Origin of the sequence: Tritonibacter mobilis (assembly GCF_001681715.1) — a bacterium.
Taxonomy (GTDB): domain Bacteria; phylum Pseudomonadota; class Alphaproteobacteria; order Rhodobacterales; family Rhodobacteraceae; genus Epibacterium; species Epibacterium mobile.
Genome location: NZ_LNWY01000017.1, coordinates 21,586 through 38,057, shown reverse-complemented (window position 1 = coordinate 38,057; position 16,472 = coordinate 21,586). Strand labels below are relative to the sequence as shown.

Annotated in this window: 13 protein-coding genes and 2 pseudogenes; 2 read left to right on the top strand and 13 right to left on the bottom strand. The window is 55.9% G+C overall.

Going from position 1 to position 16,472, the window contains the following annotated elements; translation table 11 throughout:
• Positions 1 to 12: 12 nt before the first annotated feature.
• The 12 genes and pseudogenes from UB90_RS16915 to UB90_RS23150 form a co-directional block, all read right to left on the bottom strand.
• The gene (locus UB90_RS16915) at positions 13 to 975 is read right to left on the bottom strand and encodes a saccharopine dehydrogenase family protein (protein WP_065332042.1); all 963 of its coding nucleotides are present in this window, start codon (positions 973 to 975) and stop codon (positions 13 to 15) included.
• Positions 975 to 3,320 carry a copper-transporting P-type ATPase gene (locus tag UB90_RS16910; protein ID WP_065325650.1) on the bottom strand — a complete coding sequence of 782 codons (2,346 nt, stop codon included), beginning with the start codon at positions 3,318 to 3,320 and terminating at the stop codon, positions 975 to 977. Before UB90_RS16910 ends, UB90_RS16915 begins: the two co-directional genes overlap by 1 nt.
• A 48-nt stretch (positions 3,321 to 3,368) precedes the next feature.
• Positions 3,369 to 4,427 carry a YncE family protein gene (locus UB90_RS16905; RefSeq protein ID WP_065325651.1) on the bottom strand — a complete coding sequence of 353 codons (1,059 nt, stop codon included), beginning with the start codon at positions 4,425 to 4,427 and terminating at the stop codon, positions 3,369 to 3,371.
• Between the two features lie 115 nt (positions 4,428 to 4,542).
• Positions 4,543 to 5,244, bottom strand: coding sequence for a TVP38/TMEM64 family protein (locus UB90_RS16900; protein ID WP_081285611.1), 702 nt, complete (start codon positions 5,242 to 5,244; stop codon positions 4,543 to 4,545).
• 261 nt (positions 5,245 to 5,505) lie between these two features.
• The gene (locus tag UB90_RS16895) at positions 5,506 to 6,240 is read right to left on the bottom strand and encodes a DsbA family protein (RefSeq protein ID WP_065325652.1); all 735 of its coding nucleotides are present in this window, start codon (positions 6,238 to 6,240) and stop codon (positions 5,506 to 5,508) included.
• The gene (locus UB90_RS16890; protein WP_065325653.1) at positions 6,237 to 6,737 is read right to left on the bottom strand and encodes a c-type cytochrome; all 501 of its coding nucleotides are present in this window, start codon (positions 6,735 to 6,737) and stop codon (positions 6,237 to 6,239) included. Before UB90_RS16890 ends, UB90_RS16895 begins: the two co-directional genes overlap by 4 nt.
• Positions 6,734 to 8,080, bottom strand: a complete 1,347-nt coding sequence (locus tag UB90_RS16885) for a multicopper oxidase family protein (RefSeq protein WP_235859306.1) — start codon at positions 8,078 to 8,080, stop codon at positions 6,734 to 6,736. The genes UB90_RS16890 and UB90_RS16885 overlap by 4 nt, the downstream gene beginning before the upstream one ends.
• Positions 8,081 to 8,174: 94 nt before the next feature.
• Positions 8,175 to 8,654, bottom strand: coding sequence for a c-type cytochrome (locus UB90_RS16880; protein ID WP_227512078.1), 480 nt, complete (start codon positions 8,652 to 8,654; stop codon positions 8,175 to 8,177).
• A 433-nt stretch (positions 8,655 to 9,087) separates the two neighbouring features.
• Positions 9,088 to 10,353, bottom strand: coding sequence for an ATP-binding protein (locus UB90_RS16875; RefSeq protein WP_227512077.1), 1,266 nt, complete (start codon positions 10,351 to 10,353; stop codon positions 9,088 to 9,090).
• A gap of 110 nt (positions 10,354 to 10,463) precedes the next feature.
• Positions 10,464 to 11,192, bottom strand: a complete 729-nt coding sequence (locus UB90_RS16870; RefSeq protein ID WP_065325656.1) for a response regulator — start codon at positions 11,190 to 11,192, stop codon at positions 10,464 to 10,466.
• A 100-nt stretch (positions 11,193 to 11,292) separates the two neighbouring features.
• Positions 11,293 to 11,740: pseudogene (locus UB90_RS22540) on the bottom strand (transposase); the annotation flags it as partial.
• 601 nt (positions 11,741 to 12,341) lie between these two features.
• Positions 12,342 to 12,521: pseudogene (locus UB90_RS23150) on the bottom strand (integrase core domain-containing protein); the annotation flags it as partial.
• 321 nt (positions 12,522 to 12,842) lie between these two features.
• Between UB90_RS23150 and UB90_RS16865 the strand changes: the two are divergent.
• The gene (locus UB90_RS16865; RefSeq protein ID WP_065325657.1) at positions 12,843 to 14,840 is read left to right on the top strand and encodes an ATP-binding protein; all 1,998 of its coding nucleotides are present in this window, start codon (positions 12,843 to 12,845) and stop codon (positions 14,838 to 14,840) included.
• Positions 14,841 to 15,269: 429 nt separating this feature from the next.
• On the opposite strand, the gene UB90_RS16860 is transcribed toward UB90_RS16865, so the two are convergent.
• Positions 15,270 to 15,818: a sigma-70 family RNA polymerase sigma factor gene (locus tag UB90_RS16860; RefSeq protein ID WP_065325658.1), complete on the bottom strand. Its 549-nt coding sequence runs from the start codon at positions 15,816 to 15,818 to the stop codon at positions 15,270 to 15,272.
• A 334-nt stretch (positions 15,819 to 16,152) separates the two neighbouring features.
• Here UB90_RS16860 and UB90_RS16855 point away from each other — a divergent pair, with 334 nt between their 5' ends.
• Positions 16,153 to 16,416, top strand: a complete 264-nt coding sequence (locus tag UB90_RS16855) for a hypothetical protein (RefSeq protein WP_065325659.1) — start codon at positions 16,153 to 16,155, stop codon at positions 16,414 to 16,416.
• Positions 16,417 to 16,472: the final 56 nt, after the last annotated feature.

Here is a 16,472-nt window from a genome sequence, read left to right as displayed (position 1 = left end):
TCCGAAGCAGTGTCAGGCTAGGATCGTCGGCGACGTGTGGCGGAAAGAAGCATCGTGATGAACCTTATGAATCGCCTCAAATGCCTGTTCGAGAGACAACAGTTCAGGCAGGGGACAAATTGGCCCAACTCCACTAAACTGCCTTGCAGCAAGCAAGGTTCGTGCCAGCACTGCGGCAGTCGCTTCGGACTGGTCACCACATGATAAAGTCATAGTACCCGTTTCATGCCCCGCACCCAGACCAAGAAGTCTCTTGAACAATTGAGTTACCCACCCAGGTCTCATCGACAGGAAGCACTGAACCGTGTCACAAGCAGGCCCTAACTCTTCGGCCAGGATCTGCTGTTCGGCAAACGGAAAACCGAGGGCTAAACTCAGTTGATCACCCTGCCGCCATTGGACCCGGATTTCGGTATCGGCCGGGGATAGAACCTGCCAAGCCCTCTCCACTTTCGCGGTATAAGGCCGCGCCAGGCTACGTATGAACCATGTCAACGCCGCCTTTCCCGCGTGTTTGCCCAGACCGAGATCTACAACAATTTCAAGCGCACGGGTATTCGGGTGGATCTGCAATACTTGGTAGGCCAGCAGATTAGTCAGCCCCGGCGCGACGCCGCAACCGTCGACCAGAAAGCCGGGACCCCTTACTGATCGAGCCATCTCCCGAATTGTCATCATGTAGTCGGAGCTGGCAGAATTTTCGATAAAACAGGCGCCCCGTTGTAACACAGTCCTGACGAGCTCGGCCGAGGTTTGCTCGGTCAGGTTGACCACGATATCACCGCGTGTGCAGGGAAAGTCTGACCGCGAGTCTGCAAGGTTTCGCGCCAAATGCGCTGTACCGTCTAGAAGGGGGCGTCGCGACACCGTCATAACCCGGTCAAGTTCTTGCGCGCGCAATAAGCGGAGTAGGTTCTGGCCGACAACACCCGTGCCGCCCAGAATCCAAACCGTATCTCTTTGCGTACTTTGCATCAGATTTTCGTGCCGCGCAGGCGCAGCGCGTTCAAAACCACTGAGATAGACGATGCGCTCATCGCGAAAGCGGCGAACATCGGGCTGATCAGAATGCCAAGGACGGGATATAGAACGCCCGCCGCCACCGGCACGCCAGAAGCGTTGTAGATCAGCGCGAAGAACAGGTTCTGCCGGATGTTGCGCATCGTCGCCCGCGCCAACCGACGGGCCCGCACAATCCCGTCCAAATTGCCTTTGATAAGGGTAAAGCCCGCGCTTTCGATTGCGACATCCGCGCCAGTGCCCATGGCAATGCCGACATCGGCCTGCGCCAGAGCCGGGGCGTCGTTGACCCCGTCGCCAGCCATAGCGACCTTGCGTCCCTCGGCCTGAAGCTCGCGCACGATGCGCGCCTTGTCCTCGGGCAGCACATCGGCGCGGATCTCGTCAATCCCCAGCCGCGCGCCAATGGACTTGGCCGTGCGCTCGTTATCACCGGTTGCCATTATGATGCGAAAGCCCAGGTCGTGCAGTGCCTTGAGCGCGGCTGGCGTCGTTTCCTTCACCGGGTCGGCCACGCTGACCAACCCGGCAATCTCGTCCTCGAGAACGACGAACATGACCGTTTCACCTTCGTCACGCCGGGCATTGGCCTTGTCGGCCAGCTCCCGCCCCTCAAGCCCCATATCGGTGATCAGCGCGAGATTGCCTAACGCCACGGCGCGGCCATCGACCACGCCCCTCACACCCTTGCCGGTCACGGCCTCGAAATCGCTGGCTTTGGCCATGTCCACACCGCGCTCTTCAGCGCCGCGCACGATCGCTTCGGCCAGCGGGTGTTCTGATCCGCGTTCCAGCGAGGCGGCCAGACGCAATACCTCGGCCTCGTCACGGCCCGGTTCGGGGAGGACCGTGACCAGACGGGGCTTGCCTTCAGTCAGCGTGCCGGTCTTGTCCACGATCAGCGTGTCGACCTTTTCGAACCGCTCCAGCGCCTCGGCGTTCTTGATCAGCACGCCCGCCTGCGCGCCGCGCCCAGTGGCGGTCATGATCGACATCGGCGTGGCCAGACCCAGAGCGCAGGGACAGGCGATGATGAGGACTGCCACAGCCGAAATGAGAGCATAAGAAAGGGCAGGTGCTGGCCCCCATATCGCCCAGGCGATGAACGACAAGATGGCAATCACAATCACCACAGGCACGAACATCCCGGCCACCTGATCGGCGTATTTCTGGATCGGTGCGCGCGAGCGTTGGGCATTCGACACCATTTCGACGATCTGAGACAGCATAGTGTCGGCGCCGACCCGCGTCGCCTGCATCACCAGACTGCCGGTGCCGTTGATGGTGGCGCCGGTCAGCGGGTCCCCCGCCACCTTTTCAATCGGGACAGGTTCACCGGTGATCATGCTTTCATCGACTGAAGAGCGGCCCTCGGTCACCACCCCGTCCACCGGTACCTTGTCACCGGGGCGCACCCGCAGCCGGTCGCCCGGCCGTACCGCCTCCAGGGCGATCTCCTCTTCGCTTCCGTCGTCGCGGATCACCCGTGCGGTCTTGGCGGCCATGTCGAGAAGCGCCCGGATCGCCTTGCCAGTGCCCTCGCGGGCGCGCAGTTCCATCACCTGACCCAGCAGAACGAGGGTGACGATCACCGCCGCCGCCTCGAAATAGACGCCAACATTGCCCTCGACATCGCGGAACCCGTCGGGAAAGATCTGTGGCGCCAGCACCGCAATGACACTGAACAGCCAGGCGGCCAGCACCCCCATTGAGATCAGTGAGAACATGTTCAGATGCCGGGTGCGGAACGACGTCCAGCCCCGCATCATAAACGGCCAGCCGCACCACCAGACGACCGGTGTGCCCAATGCCAGTTCGATCCACAGCGTCATGCGCTCACCGAACCACTCGCGCACTTGCGGAAAGCCCAGATAAGGTCCCATGGTGAACACCAGCAATGGCAGCGTCAGCACCGCACCCACCCGGAACCGGCGGGTGAAATCCACCAGTTCCGGATTGGGGCCGTCATCGGCCAGAGCCGCGCCGTCCAGTTCCAGCCCCATGCCGCAAAGCGGGCAGGAACCCGGGTCGGTCTGGCGAACCTGCGGGTGCATCGGGCAGGTATAGATACTGCCGGTCCAGTCAGTGGGTACGCTGTCGTAGTTGCCCCCTGGTTCGTCCGTGCCGCCGCGACCGTGGCACTGGGCATGCGACGCGGTTGCCGCCTCGTGTTCCGAAACGAGGGGCATGCCACATTTCGGGCAGTTGCCCGACACGAATTGCCGCACCTCAGGATGCATCGGGCACGTAAAGATCTCTGTCCCTTCAGGTGTCTGATGGGTGTGGGTGGAATGTTCCATACTGCGTCCGTTTGTTGACTATGTGATTGGCAGAGCGGGTTGCCGGTATTAGGGCAGGACTACTATTTGGTGGCCTTCACCTTCGACCGCGATCTCGGATGTTACCTGAAGCGAGGCTTGATCAATCGCCCAGATCTTGGCTTCCTCACGGCTGCTGACGAGCAATATTTCACTGCCATCGGCCGCGGTCAGGTGATAGGGCGCTGGAGCAAGCTCTTGCAGACGGACAGCACCCGAGGTCAGGTCGACGGCCGCCACCTTATCGGCGCCCTTGACCGCGACGAACAGAGTCTCCTCACCATCGGACAGGTCAAGCCCGTGCAATTCGGCCCCGAACCCATAGGTCGCGGTTTCAGCGCCCGAGGCAATGTCCAGCCGCAGCACTGCACCCGCCTCGGCATCGACGACAAAGACGGTGGCGCCGTCGCGGGACAAGACGAAATGTTCGGGTCCTTCTCCCGCAAGCAGGTTGCGCGACAGGATACGCCGGTCGAGGTCTAGTTCGCTGAGCGTACCGTTCCCAGTATTGCTGACATAAGCGCGACTGCTGTCGGGGCTGAACGACACATAATTTGGTGTCGGGCCGGTTGTGATGAAACCGGCATATTCCAGCGTGGACAAGTCGATCAGCGATACGCCATCACCGCTTGGATGGGTTGCCATGGCCCAGCGACCATCGGGGGATACTGCTGTATGATGCACCGCACCCGGCACCTCTATCCGCCGCAAGACCTCCCCAGTCCCAGCGTCGAGTACTGACAAGAGGCTTAGCCCTTTGTTGGTCGGCATCGCGGCCTTGGCGGGTTTGGCGTGATGGGCGTTGTGATCGGCCTGGCTGACACCCTCGGGTTTGGCGGTCTGCGCGGCGCTTTCATGGTCGATCTCTGTGAAGCTACCCGCCACCAGATATGGGATGCCGGGCGCGCCGGCGAGCCCATGCACCGCCTCGACACCTGCGATCCGTCCGATCGGCTGGCCGGTCTCGCTTTCGACCATAAGGACAGAACCGGCACTGCCTTCAGGAATATAGACGACCCCGGCCTGCGCAGCCCATGATGTCAATACGCTAGTCAAACCAAACACCGGTAGTATGAGGAAACGGATCACGAAGAAACTCCTTTCCAGGTCGGTTTTTCAATACGGATCAACTGGCGTTGCACCACGCGGTGCAGAGCCAGCCCGACGAACGGGAACAACAATAGGGTATAGAAAATGAGCATCATCAGAGATTCCTTGACAATTTGGTTGATTGAGTGGGCGAGCAATCTGCATCCGATAACCCAGTGACACGCCAAGATCGCCATGTGGCCCAGATCACAGGCACGCCGGTCAGAAGGCCGAGCGCCAGAACAGGCAAGAACACGCCGTCCGAAGCGGGTTGGCTCAACGCGCTACCCAGATGAGCCAACCCGAAACTGGCAGGCACTATCCCGGCTAAGGTTGCCAGCACGAACCGCCAAGGGCGCAGAATCGACATCCCCGCCGCGTAGCTGATTAGGTCAAATGACACGAAGGGCACCAGGCGGCTGACGAAGACGGTCCAGGTCAAAAAATTCTGCGATCCGAACAGGCCCGCATCGGGCATAGGCCCGATCCATCGAGCCACGAATGCCCGCCCTAGCAACCGTGCTAAGGCGAAGGCGATCATGGCACCTACCAGTGCCCCGACCAGCACTAGCCCGGTGCCCAGAACATGGCCGTAAGCAGCACCAGCGGCGATCGCGATTGGGGCCGAAGGCAAAGGACTGATAACCACGGCCAGCATCATCAGTACGACAATGGCGATGGGTCCCAAAGGACCGGCCCGTTCCAGTATGGTTGCAACATTCTGTTGATTCAGCCCGCCCCATCCAACGATCAATCCAACCGTCAGTGCCCCCGCCAGAACGGCGAGTAGCGCGACCGTTATCGGACGCTTGGACAACGACCTCTGCACTTGTCTGCTCAGCAACTTTGCACCTGTAACTGAAGGTTGAACGGAAGACAGCGGAGTGCTGCTTCGCCAGATATAAGCAGTGACCTCGGGCAGTAGCAGCACAACCCGAGAGACATTTGTATCGGTGTGTAACTAGGCCTAGATGCTGCGACAGGCTGTTACAATTTTCAGATATCTCACCTCGAAAGAAAGCTACGAGCGAGGGCGCGGCTAGAAGGAGTTTTGTTCGAAATATATCTCGCAGACGAGTTAGTCAGTCGAAGTGCCGCGCGCGCGATCGACCTCTTCCTGCAACTTTGATTGTTCGACGAAACCGGGCACCAGACGATCTTCGACCACAAAAGAGGGGGTGCCGTTGAACCCTAGCTTCTGCGCGAGCATCATGGATTGCGCGATATGCGCGGCGACTTCGGGGGCCTCCATATCGCGCTGCAATTGCTCGGTATCCAGACCAACCTCGCGGGCGATCCGGAGCACGCTAGTCTCGTTCGCCTTGCCCGACATTCCCATCAACGCCCAGTGAAACGCCTCGTATTTGCCTTGCTGACGAGCAGCAAGCGCCGCGCGGGCGGCAAAATCAGACCCATCTCCGAGGATTGGCCACTCACGATAGATCAGCCGCACATTCGGATCTGCGTCGACCAGACCCTGAACCTCGGCCATAGCGCGGCGGCAATAGGGGCAGTTGTAGTCAAAGAACTCCACCACCGTCACATCGCCTTCGGGGTTGCCCAAAACCGGCGCGTTAGGATCGTTGAACAGGCTGTCCCGGTCTCCGGTCAGCGCTGCATGGGCCGAGGCCGCCTGTGCCTCCTCTTCAGCCTGTTGCAACTGTTCGACTGCTTGCAGGAGGATCTCGGGGCGCTCCAGGATCGCCTGATATACCTGCGCTTTGATCTCGTCGTCGCTGCGCTCGCTGGCCTGAGCGATTAAAGGCATCGTCGAGAGACTGGCCCAAAGGATGATATGCTTGGCTCGGGTCATTTGTTTCGTGCCTCTTCGTCGGCGCGGGTCTGCTCGGCTTGGGCGGCGTGTACGCGCGCGGGCCAAGTCGATTTGATATAGTCTAGGACCGAACGGATCTGATCGTCACTCAGGCGCTCGCCAAAGGCGGGCATGCCGCTTTCCATCTCCACCCCCATTGTGGCCAGCGTCACCTGTCCGCCAAACTTGGTGTAATCAAACAGCATGCTGTCGGGGTGGTGCCAGGTATGTCCGCTCTCGTCATGCGGGGGCGCCGGCAGACGGCCGTCCGCATCCGGTTCACGCCAGTTTGGCTGTCCCTCCAGCGACTTACCATGACAGGAGGCGCAGTTTTCCTGATAAAGAATCTGCCCCTGCGCAAGCATGGCTTCGCTCGCGTTGCTTGCAAAAATAGATGCGACTGCGGATACGGACCGCGATGGTATGCCTACAACATAAACCACAGCGGCCAAGCCGGTGATCGCAACGGCAAGGCTGGCAAGATAGATGGGTTTCATGCCGTCACCTCGATCCAAGTCATCATGCCCGAAGCCGCGTGGCTAAGCATGTGGCAATGAAAGGCCCAACGGCCCGGGTTGTCAGCGGCAAAGACGATCTCGTAGCTTTCCCCGCGCAGAGTCAGCAGCGTGTCCCGCAGCGGCCCGGGGGTTCCGTCTTGGGCGAGCACCCGGAAGTGCATCCCGTGCAGGTGCATCGCATGTGGAAAGACAGTGTCGTTGACCACGGTCATTCGTGCGACCTGACCAAGCGACAGGCGTGCCAGCGGAGTCTCGGTCATTCCGACAAGCCCGTTAAAAGCCCAGAACTGCCCGTTCTCCATTAGCTCCCCCGCTTTTCGGCTGTAACCGTTCCAGATGGCCTCGCGCATGCTGCCCATGGCACCGCCGCTCATCTCCAGCCTCAGAGTTGCAGCCTCGGCGAGATCGGTCATATCCGGCGCTCTGTTGAGAGGCAGCGGCGCGGGCACGAGGCGGCGATTGGCGCTGCTGCTGCCCGACACCGGAAAAATCGCCTGTACATAACCTTTGCTCTGGTCAATGCGCCCCAGCAACGCCTCGACGCCATCTTCGGCGATGACATCCACGAACAGATCAACCCGCTGACCGGGACCCAGCGTGAAGGTCTCTGGCACCGGCTCGGGGCTTGTTACCGGCATTCCATCGTAGGCCATCAGCCAACCGTCAAGCCCCTGAAGCCCAAGCGTGAACAGCCTAGCATTCGCCGCATTCACGATTCGCAGCCGCAGCCGCTCGTGCCGCCTGACCGGCAGTCGATAGGTGGCCTCGCCGTTGGTTGAGATGAAATTGCCTAGGCGCCCGCCGTGCGACAGATCATGTGAAGCGCCGAAATCCTGAGTGATCTGGCCGGTCTTGGGGTCGACCCGCCAGTCGTCCAACATCAGCGTCACATCACGATCCACATCAGGCGGCGTAGGCTCGTCGACGATCAGCGCTCCATAAAGCCCGCGCGCCACCTGCTCGGCCGAGCGATTGTGCGAGTGATACCAGAAAGTACCGGCATCCTCAGCTGCCAGATCATAGTCAAAGCTATTCCCTGGCGACACTGCCTCCTGCGTCAGCCCCGAAACCCCGTCCATCGCGTTTTCCGCACGCAGCCCGTGCCAGTGAACTGAGCTGGCCTGCGGCAGTTGGTTGACGAAACGGCGCGAGATCCGCGCGCCCTGCTTCACCCGAATCTCCGGGCCCGATGTCTGAGCGCCATAACCCCAGATTGAGGTTTCCGGGTAGCCCGACGGCAGCAGCTGCACCGGGTGCGCGCTCGCTACCAGCTCGGGCGTAGTGGCCAGGGCACGTTTCGCGGCTGCGGGAAGCGCGGTCATAGCGGTCACCCCACCCGATGCCCATAGAAAGGAACGTCTGCTCAACATAGTTTTGCCTTACTGTCTTGCGGTGTTCGACCCACTGAGGCCGACATCATTCGATCCCGTTCGCCCGTTGTAGTTCGCGGATATACTGGGTGACCAAACGCACCTCTCCCTCGGTGATGTCCTCAACCGGCGGCATACTTCCGAACTTCCAGTGATGCGCTCGCACGCCGTTTCTAGCAGCGATCAGGAAAGCTGCATCGGCGTGGTGGCCGGGCCGATATATTGAATGTACCAAAGGGGGGGCGACACCATTTTTACCAGCAGCACTCTGGCCATGGCACACGGCACACTTCACCTCGAAAGCCCGCTTTCCAATTTGGGCGTTCTCAGACAGCTGATCTGGCAAGGTAACATCGGTAATGACCGATGGCTCTTCCAACTCAGTTACACCCGGCGATCCTGACGGTAGCGGTTGTTGTCCAATTTCGAGGCGGCTCCACACGAAAAGGCAAATTCCAACTAAAACTACTGTTAAAGCTACCCCAGTAAACTTTCTCATTGTCTTCAACTGTCCGATGAAAGCCATTGGATTGCGTTCCACCTTGTAAGGCGGGCTTTCTTTCAGTGCGGGAAGATCAATTCAGCGGCAAGATTTGTTTTGTATCGATATGTATCCTTGACCTTCCCACGCAGGAAAGTGCGAGTTGGGTTTGGTGAAATCGAAACGAAGGGTTCATCAAAATGAAGCATAAGCCCACATCTCGGAACGATAGTGCTCCCTGGCTAGCCAAATGGGGGATGCTAATTTGCTCCCTAGTAATCATTGCGCCTATCGCCATCGCAATAATCTTTGATAATAGCCTAACAACAATATCAGGTAATCTTTGGATCATTGTGCCGCTTGCCGTTTGCCTTGGCCTACATTTCGTGTTGCATAGATTGAGTGGGAAATCCTGTCACACGTCTGATGCTACGGCCCACGAAAACACCGCACAAAGCCCGAAATCCTGAACTCGACTTCATGTTTCTATAGGCAGTATTAGGCTAGCACAGAGCCCCCCACTGGAGCGATTGGTCAACACAATGTCGCCGCCATGCCCACGCAAAATACTGCGCGCGATTGATAAACCCAGCCCGTGCCCGCCAGTATCTCGCGAACGAGAGGCCTCCAAACGCATAAATGGATCGAACACCCGCTCCAGTTCCGGCTCGGGAATGCCTGGGCCTCGGTCGCAGACACGTATAACGACAGTATCAGCAACTGATGCGTAGCTTACCTCTGCGCCTCCGCTGTACCTTTGAGCATTCTCAATAACATTTCGCAGGGCGCGCCGTATTGCATTGGGCCGAACTCGCACCCGCACACCATCCCCTTGGATCAAGGTAAAACTTTCCAGCATACTCTCACGTAGAGTTTCGAGAAACGACCCTATATTAACGTTTTGCCGCGGTTCGGCGTCCGCCAATCCTCGAGCAAAGGACAAAGTTTCCTCGACCATATGCTGCATTTCCACAATTGACGCTATGAGACTATCGCGGGTTTCATCATCTTCGACCATCTCAGTACGAACACGCATTGCTGTCAGCGGTGAACGCAGATCATGCCCCATTGCTGCAAGCATACGCGTGCGCTCTGCTACGAGCCTAACTATCCGGTCTTGCATTCGATTAAAGGTCTGGATTAGTTCCTTTACTTCGCGCGGCCCTGCTGAGGGAAGCACCGGTCCGCATTGTTCCGGTCCAAGCTTCTCGGCGGCATCCGCCAACAGACGCAAGGGTCCAGTGACCCGCGCAAGGAGGTACCAAAACAAAACTAGAAGTATGAAACCCGCGCTCAATCCGAAAGATAGAGTAGCAAATTGTGGCCATTGAAAAGGCGGGCGCTCAAACCTAGTAGAAACGTTAAGCCAATCACCGCCTGATAGAGCAATCGAAAGCTGCATCTCGACTGCAAGCAATTGACCCCGCATCATCTCTCTATGCAGTTCCGCCATATTTGGCTCAAGATAGGTGAACGGCAGCGCTGAACTGTCTATCTCGTGTAACTCAGCCCGAATGTCACGACTGAAATCATCGCCGAGCAGAGCACGGACCCTTGCTTCCGTGACCCCTCTCGCATCATGAGAAGCATGGTCGACTACAGGAACGGTGCCAATCTCGAATTGCACCAAAGGTGAATTGGCCGCGCTTACAATCTGACCACGTAGGCTTTCTGGTGCTTTTTCAATCAATCGTACAACATTAACTGCCCTACCCGTTGCCTCGTCGCCAATTGCAGCCCGCACAGCAAGATCTCTCTGGTCCTCCAACAAGACTAGTGTAACAACTTGCGCAATCACAAGTGACACAAGGACCAAGCTAACAATTTGGGCCCGAAGGCTTTGCGGTGCGAACCTCACTTTTCTAAAACTTCTACATCTGCTGATAAACAATAACCCCCATTTCGAAATGTCGTGATGAGGCTCGGGCGTAGCAGGTCTTTCTCGATTTTGCGCCTTAGGCGGCTGATCTGGTTGTCGATTGTCCGGTCAAGTGGCGCCCCTACCCTGCCAGATGTCAATTCCATAAGTTGCTCGCGACTCAACACCAGTCTAGCCCGCTCTAGCATCACGACAAGAAGCTTGAAATCAGCACTGGTCAGACTGGTTTCTCGACCATCGCTGTCCACGATAACACGCCGGTCCGTGTCCAGGGTCCATTGCGCAAACCGGATGCGTTTTCCCGCAAGCTTGCCTGCCGGAGACGCGGTACCGGAAGTTCGTCGCAGAATAGCTCTAATTCGTGCCAACAACTCGCGGGGATTGAACGGCTTAGCTAAATAGTCATCCGCTCCGGTTTCCAGACCGACAATCCGGTCAATGTCCTCACCGAGAGCAGTCAGCAACAGAACCGGAACATCGCCAACCTGAGACAGCCGTTTACACGCGGACAGACCGTCTTCGCCAGGCATCATCACATCCAATACGACAAGATCAATGTTATTGGTTACCAACACGGTATCCATCTCTCTTACATCTTTTGCCATCGAAGTCCGCAGACCATTTTTTTCAAGATATCGGGTAACTGCAGTTCGAATTTCTCTATGGTCGTCAACGACCAAGATATGTGGTGTGGTGTTTTGCATAACGCTAGTTAACGCATCCTACGTCGACAAACTTGGTCTGATTGTACTCTTTTGTATCAAAGGTCGTAGACTGTTGCATCTAGCATGAAAAGTACGCTGGTTTGGTGAAGTTCTTGTCGCGATTATTTACCGCCTTGAACTTGGAGCAATTGATGGCAGCACAGGTCCGCCGGATCGCCGGGCCATTCTCAAGGAATTGATCCTTCGAACTCGCGCCGAAAATCGGCGATCGCCTTGTGCTCCGGGACAAGCCGACCTGCCAGCCACATCACCTCGACATTGCGCCCAGCCTCCTGCTCCAGGGCACGGCTCGAAGGGACACGGTTCAGATAGCCATAGATGAAAAGCTTCAGCAGGACCGATGGGTGATAGCAGGGCCCTCCTGTCTACGCCGGCGCTGTCCGCAGGAAACCGATCTCCCCAAGCTCAACCTCGTCCACGAAGAGGTCAATCACGCTGACCGGATTATCCGCGTCTATCCTGTCTTCCAGCCGGGCTGGAGAAAGTGTCGCCTGACTTCGGTCCGTATCCTCGATATAACCCGGCATGCCTGCCTCCGGTCTTCGCCGAACAGCAAACTGGATTCGGAGTATTCACACACCCTCGGCTGCTGGGGTCACTTCGGACAGCGACGGCAACCGCTCAGATCGGTGATGGGCCCAGTGCGTTGTCGCTAGGCAGTTTAGTGTCCGTTAGGGAGTTCAAGGCAGGGCGTGCGGGCGGGTCATGTTTGCGATGCAGCATCGTGTTCCCCTTACCGCAGACGTTGCCATGACCGATGCAAAAAATCCCTGAAGACATATTGAACTGATGCGGTGGATGCCCCCACCAACGGCATCTGATATGCCATGATGGTTCCATTGGAACCGAAAGGAGGGCACACCGATGACGACAAATATCAGCCTTCTGGGGAATACTATGAACGGCGTCGGCAATCTGACTAAGCCTCCTGCGTAAGTCGTTTGAGTCGGTTAATTTTTGCACACCGACCGCTCAGAGGCACCATGGGTTTGGTTATACATGAGAGCTATCGCCCAAATCGGAGCGCACGCTTTTCTTGGGCTACCGAGCGAGCACTCGAAAGCGGACCTCGGTAGATCCTGCAACATGCTGACGTGCTCCACGCAGCGTCCGCGGATATTAGTTCGCTCAGTTCAGGGTTTGGTCCTCTACTGACCGTTGGTGATCCTCCCGCAGGATGAGCCCGTCGAGGCTAGAATGCAGGCGGTGGTGATTGCAATCCTCGCGCCAGGCCGCGATCTGGTCTCAGGTATGGCGCAAATTAGCAAACAGGTGCTCGTCACGTAGTCGGCCATTGATGGGAAAGACAGCCCCGCTCCTTAGAAGGGACCTTATACGGGTCCCACATTGAAAAAGGAGTTCCATGACCCCAACGACCGTTGGCCTTGATCTGACCAAGAACGTTTTTCACGTTCATGTCGTCGATGCGTCGCGGCTCAGCAGAATATGCAGGCGCCGATAAGCTCAATTTACGTCACGTGCCCTCCATGCCCGCTCGAAAAACCCTCTGTCCAACTCTTCATCACCTCATTAAAACGCTGTAAAAGCAACGCGTTGCTGGAACACTGTTAACCACTGGTTTACGTTCCAGCTATACCTCGTTGAAGGCAGTGAACTATTAGGTGCAAAATGCCGCAACTTTGTTTTATTCGCAGCTTACTTTCCAGATGGATGATTATCACTTCCATGTCGTTGGTTTCTGCTAATGTGTCTAGAGCTGAAAGTCTCAAAGTCACTTACGGGGACTTTCACCCTTACAGTTTCACGAATGAAGCAGGTGTTGCTGAGGGGTTCTCTATCGACGTGGTGCGGCATGTTTTGAAGGCCGCAGGCTACGAAGCAGAGTTTGTTTACTCGGTTAACCCGGCTCGAACCCTAGAACTGCTTGAGGCAGGCGAAGCAGACCTAACAACTTTTTTAGCGACAACACCAGAACGACTGAAGCGCGCACTTGCGACGCGTGAAATCGGAAATTTTGAGTTAGCGGCTTTTGTACTCAGCAGTAGCGACGCTTCTGACAATTTTGACTTAGCTGGCAGGAGAGTAGGGGTGGTCAAAGGAAGTGCGGGTATCACGGCAGCCAAGATGATCCCGTTCGCAGAAATTATCGAGTTTCAAGAGACCGACGAGTTGATCGTTCCTCTATTAGTAGGTGAGATCGATGCAGTAGTGTCAGCAAAAGCGGCCTTCACTGCTAGACTTCGCCGTGCAAAGGCCTCGGACCTCACTGTTTCACTGTCCCCTAGTTTGGTATCGATGCCCTACGGCCTTCTTGTATCGAACACACGCCCCGGTCTGGTCGCTGTGCTCGACGACGCGCTGCTCGAGGCCCTGCCCCCTGCTAAAGTCGCATCACTTCATGAGAAGTGGTTTGGTCGAGAAGCGTATTTGTATGAAAGAACAGGATTTTGGCTTGTACTGATTGCTACGACGATTTGTGGTACAGTCATTAGCTTCATGTCCTGGAGGATTTATCAATACCGGCGTGAAGCATCTCGCATCTTGAAGGCAAACAAAGCGAATGACCTTCTCATCCGTGCCTTAGATGAAATAAATGGCGCGATAGTCATCTATGACAAAGATATGCGCGCAATTCATCGAAACGCCGGATTTGCCAAGGCTTTCCCAAGTCTTGTCCAAGAGGTTGATGCCGGAGCAACGATGGGCGACTTGATTTTGCGTTCTTACGAAACCGCACTGGTTACAGCAGCTACTGAAGGTAGATCGACCAGCGAGTATGTAAGGGACTTGGTGGCTTCAGTCATACAAGGAGAAGACAACTGGCGAATGGTCAAAACAGGAAAAGGACTGGTATATGAAGCTCGAGACTTCTCATTAGGAGACGAGTATTATGCATCGATCCGTGTTGATGTAACTGCGCAGGCAGCACTACAGAATACCATACAGCATCAAGCAGAAGAACTTCAGCAGTCTAACGATCAATTAGAAACCTTTACTTCAATCGCAGCACATGACCTTAGAAGCCCTCTGTCAAGAATCTGCCCTCTTGTCGAGTTCGTTCAACAAGACCTATCTGAAGCTGATTTTACCGTGCCTGATGAGGTCGATGAATATCTCAACCTGATACGCGATGAGGCAGAATTGATGAAAGATCTAGTGGATGATCTGCTCCTGTATGCTTCGGTTGGAACACAAGCTGGGCGACGGCAAGTGATCGACTCCGGTGAAAGGTTAGACAGGGTGCTTGATGTACTCCGTCCGCCAGAAACATTTTTGATCACCAAGCCGACTACGATGCCCGCTATAGACGTCGACCCTATCGCATTTGAAGCGGTGATGCGAAATCTGATCGGGAATGCGATCAAGCATCATGACGCTGCAGAAGGAATTGTGGAAGTCACAGCTACGGATGACAGCGGATCTGTGTACATCCACGTTCGCGATGACGGGGCCGGCATTCCTGAGGAATTCCAAGAATCTATATTCGAACCATTTCAACGACTCTCGACAGATAATGCAGGGAGCGGTCTAGGTTTGGCTTTCATTAAGAAAACAGTTGAAAATTGGGGTGGCCAAGTAACTTTGCTCTCATCGAAGGGTGCTGGTAGCACATTTACAATAAGTGTGCCGAAAGAACGTGTGAAGGAAAGCCAGTTAGCTTCATAGAAGAAGCTCTGAAGATTAGGTCATTCACATTTGATCGCCATCTTCTCGCTTAGACGGGTGCTACGTACCCGATATTCATCTGAGGCAAAGCGCGCAAAATTACTGGCAAGCGCGTTGAACTCAGCTGCTTGCTCATTTGCTGAAGCACATTCGGCTAGCATTCGGGACATATTATTCTGAGAGTTCGTTTCGGACGTGTTTTCTTCGCTCTGTCGCTTTGACATGTGCTCACCTGCGGTCGGTAGAGAAGCTGACCTTGCTTAGTATCGCACCTTTGGTAGCGATAAATCGTTTAATGTTCGATCAATCAGATTGATACACGCAAGAGGTTGAATATAAACACCTCCTCCAATGGAACTTTTGCCTAACTTGCCAACAGCCGAGTGATCTCGCGGCTATAAGCGAGTGCTTTCAGGCTTGCCCACCACGCTACCATAACTGCTTTGCAAGCGTTTCGCGGCCCCTATTGGCTCGACTTTTCACGGTTCCGGGCCTACATTTTTCCTCCAACGCCACTTCACTAACAGAAGTACCAAGAACGCCAACACGCAAAATCGCATTGCGCTGGGACGATGGCAACGCTCTGAGTGCTTGAACAACTTCCTTCAGAAACAGCCTATCTTCTTGAGCACCGCCAACAGCGCGGTCAGAACAATTGGAGATGCTGTATGTCAATTCAGCACTTCGCGCCTGTTTGCGTACGGCCGAGACGAATAAGTGCCGGAGAATGGTAAAAAGCCATGCACGCAGGTTGGTATCGAAATCGAACTTATCCCTGTTCACGATGGCCTTTAAGATCGTTTCCTGAACCAAGTCATCGGCGATCTCGACATCGCGAGCGAGGCTGCACGCGAAGGCTTTCAGGTTCTTACGATATGCAAGCAGACCTAAATCGAAACGCTCGGATTCAGATAGCTCTACAACCTCCCCATTGCGAACGGTCGATGACGGTATTTCTTTGAGAGTCCCATCCAGCATAATGCCCCCCGGAAACCTGACATCCGGGTAGGAACCGGTTGTCCATTGGTGCGTTGTCTGTAGGAACAATCACGCGTGCGGAGCGCTCGTGTCTCTAAACTAGAACATAGTCGATGCAATGGATCCCAACGCTGGCAAACTCAGACTGCCGGAACAATGACCGACGGCGGGCGTTTCGCCGGACATGGCTTAAGTGACCGAAGGATAAAGGCAAGTTTCGAAAAGTGGCACCGCGTGGATACCGTACGTTTGAAGCGCACTGTTTAAGCCGAAATTACAGCCTAGGGGCCCACTAAATCTTGTCCGCAGAATGTGAAGGAAGGAGCCAATCGCAATGTCCAAGCAGGAAGATCAGAACGACGAAGTTGAACAGTCCAACGTTTACGGAATCGCTGCGATGTCACTACTCGAAGCGATTATTCTGACGTTACAGGCAAAAGGGCTTCTTCAAACAGACGAGATCGATGATGCTTTTGATGCGGCAATTTCCGCTCACAGACACAACCACGAAGATCACACGGCTTCAGAAAACGATGTAGCGGCAACCATTTTGAACCGAATCCGCGTCGAGGGAAACTCAGTAAGGCTAGACCTTTGATCACAAAAATGCTCCAATCGCTCGAGGCAGGCCCAGGCGTTGTTTTCCCGCGAACG

What these genes read in the sequence shown, in the direction of transcription:
- UB90_RS16915 (WP_065332042.1), bottom strand. Translation starts at nt 975, where the DNA reads ATGCAAAGTACGCAAAGAGATACGGTTTGGATTCTGGGCGGCACGGGT.
- UB90_RS16910 (WP_065325650.1), bottom strand. Translation starts at nt 3,320, where the DNA reads ATGGAACATTCCACCCACACCCATCAGACACCTGAAGGGACAGAGATC.
- UB90_RS16895 (WP_065325652.1), bottom strand. Translation starts at nt 6,240, where the DNA reads ATGACCCGAGCCAAGCATATCATCCTTTGGGCCAGTCTCTCGACGATG.
- UB90_RS16890 (WP_065325653.1), bottom strand. Translation starts at nt 6,737, where the DNA reads ATGAAACCCATCTATCTTGCCAGCCTTGCCGTTGCGATCACCGGCTTG.
- UB90_RS16885 (WP_235859306.1), bottom strand. Translation starts at nt 8,080, where the DNA reads ATGACCGCGCTTCCCGCAGCCGCGAAACGTGCCCTGGCCACTACGCCC.
- UB90_RS16880 (WP_227512078.1), bottom strand. Translation starts at nt 8,654, where the DNA reads ATGGCTTTCATCGGACAGTTGAAGACAATGAGAAAGTTTACTGGGGTA.
- UB90_RS16870 (WP_065325656.1), bottom strand. Translation starts at nt 11,192, where the DNA reads ATGCAAAACACCACACCACATATCTTGGTCGTTGACGACCATAGAGAA.
- UB90_RS16865 (WP_065325657.1), top strand. Translation starts at nt 12,843, where the DNA reads ATGCCGCAACTTTGTTTTATTCGCAGCTTACTTTCCAGATGGATGATT.
- UB90_RS16860 (WP_065325658.1), bottom strand. Translation starts at nt 15,818, where the DNA reads ATGCTGGATGGGACTCTCAAAGAAATACCGTCATCGACCGTTCGCAAT.
- UB90_RS16855 (WP_065325659.1), top strand. Translation starts at nt 16,153, where the DNA reads ATGTCCAAGCAGGAAGATCAGAACGACGAAGTTGAACAGTCCAACGTT.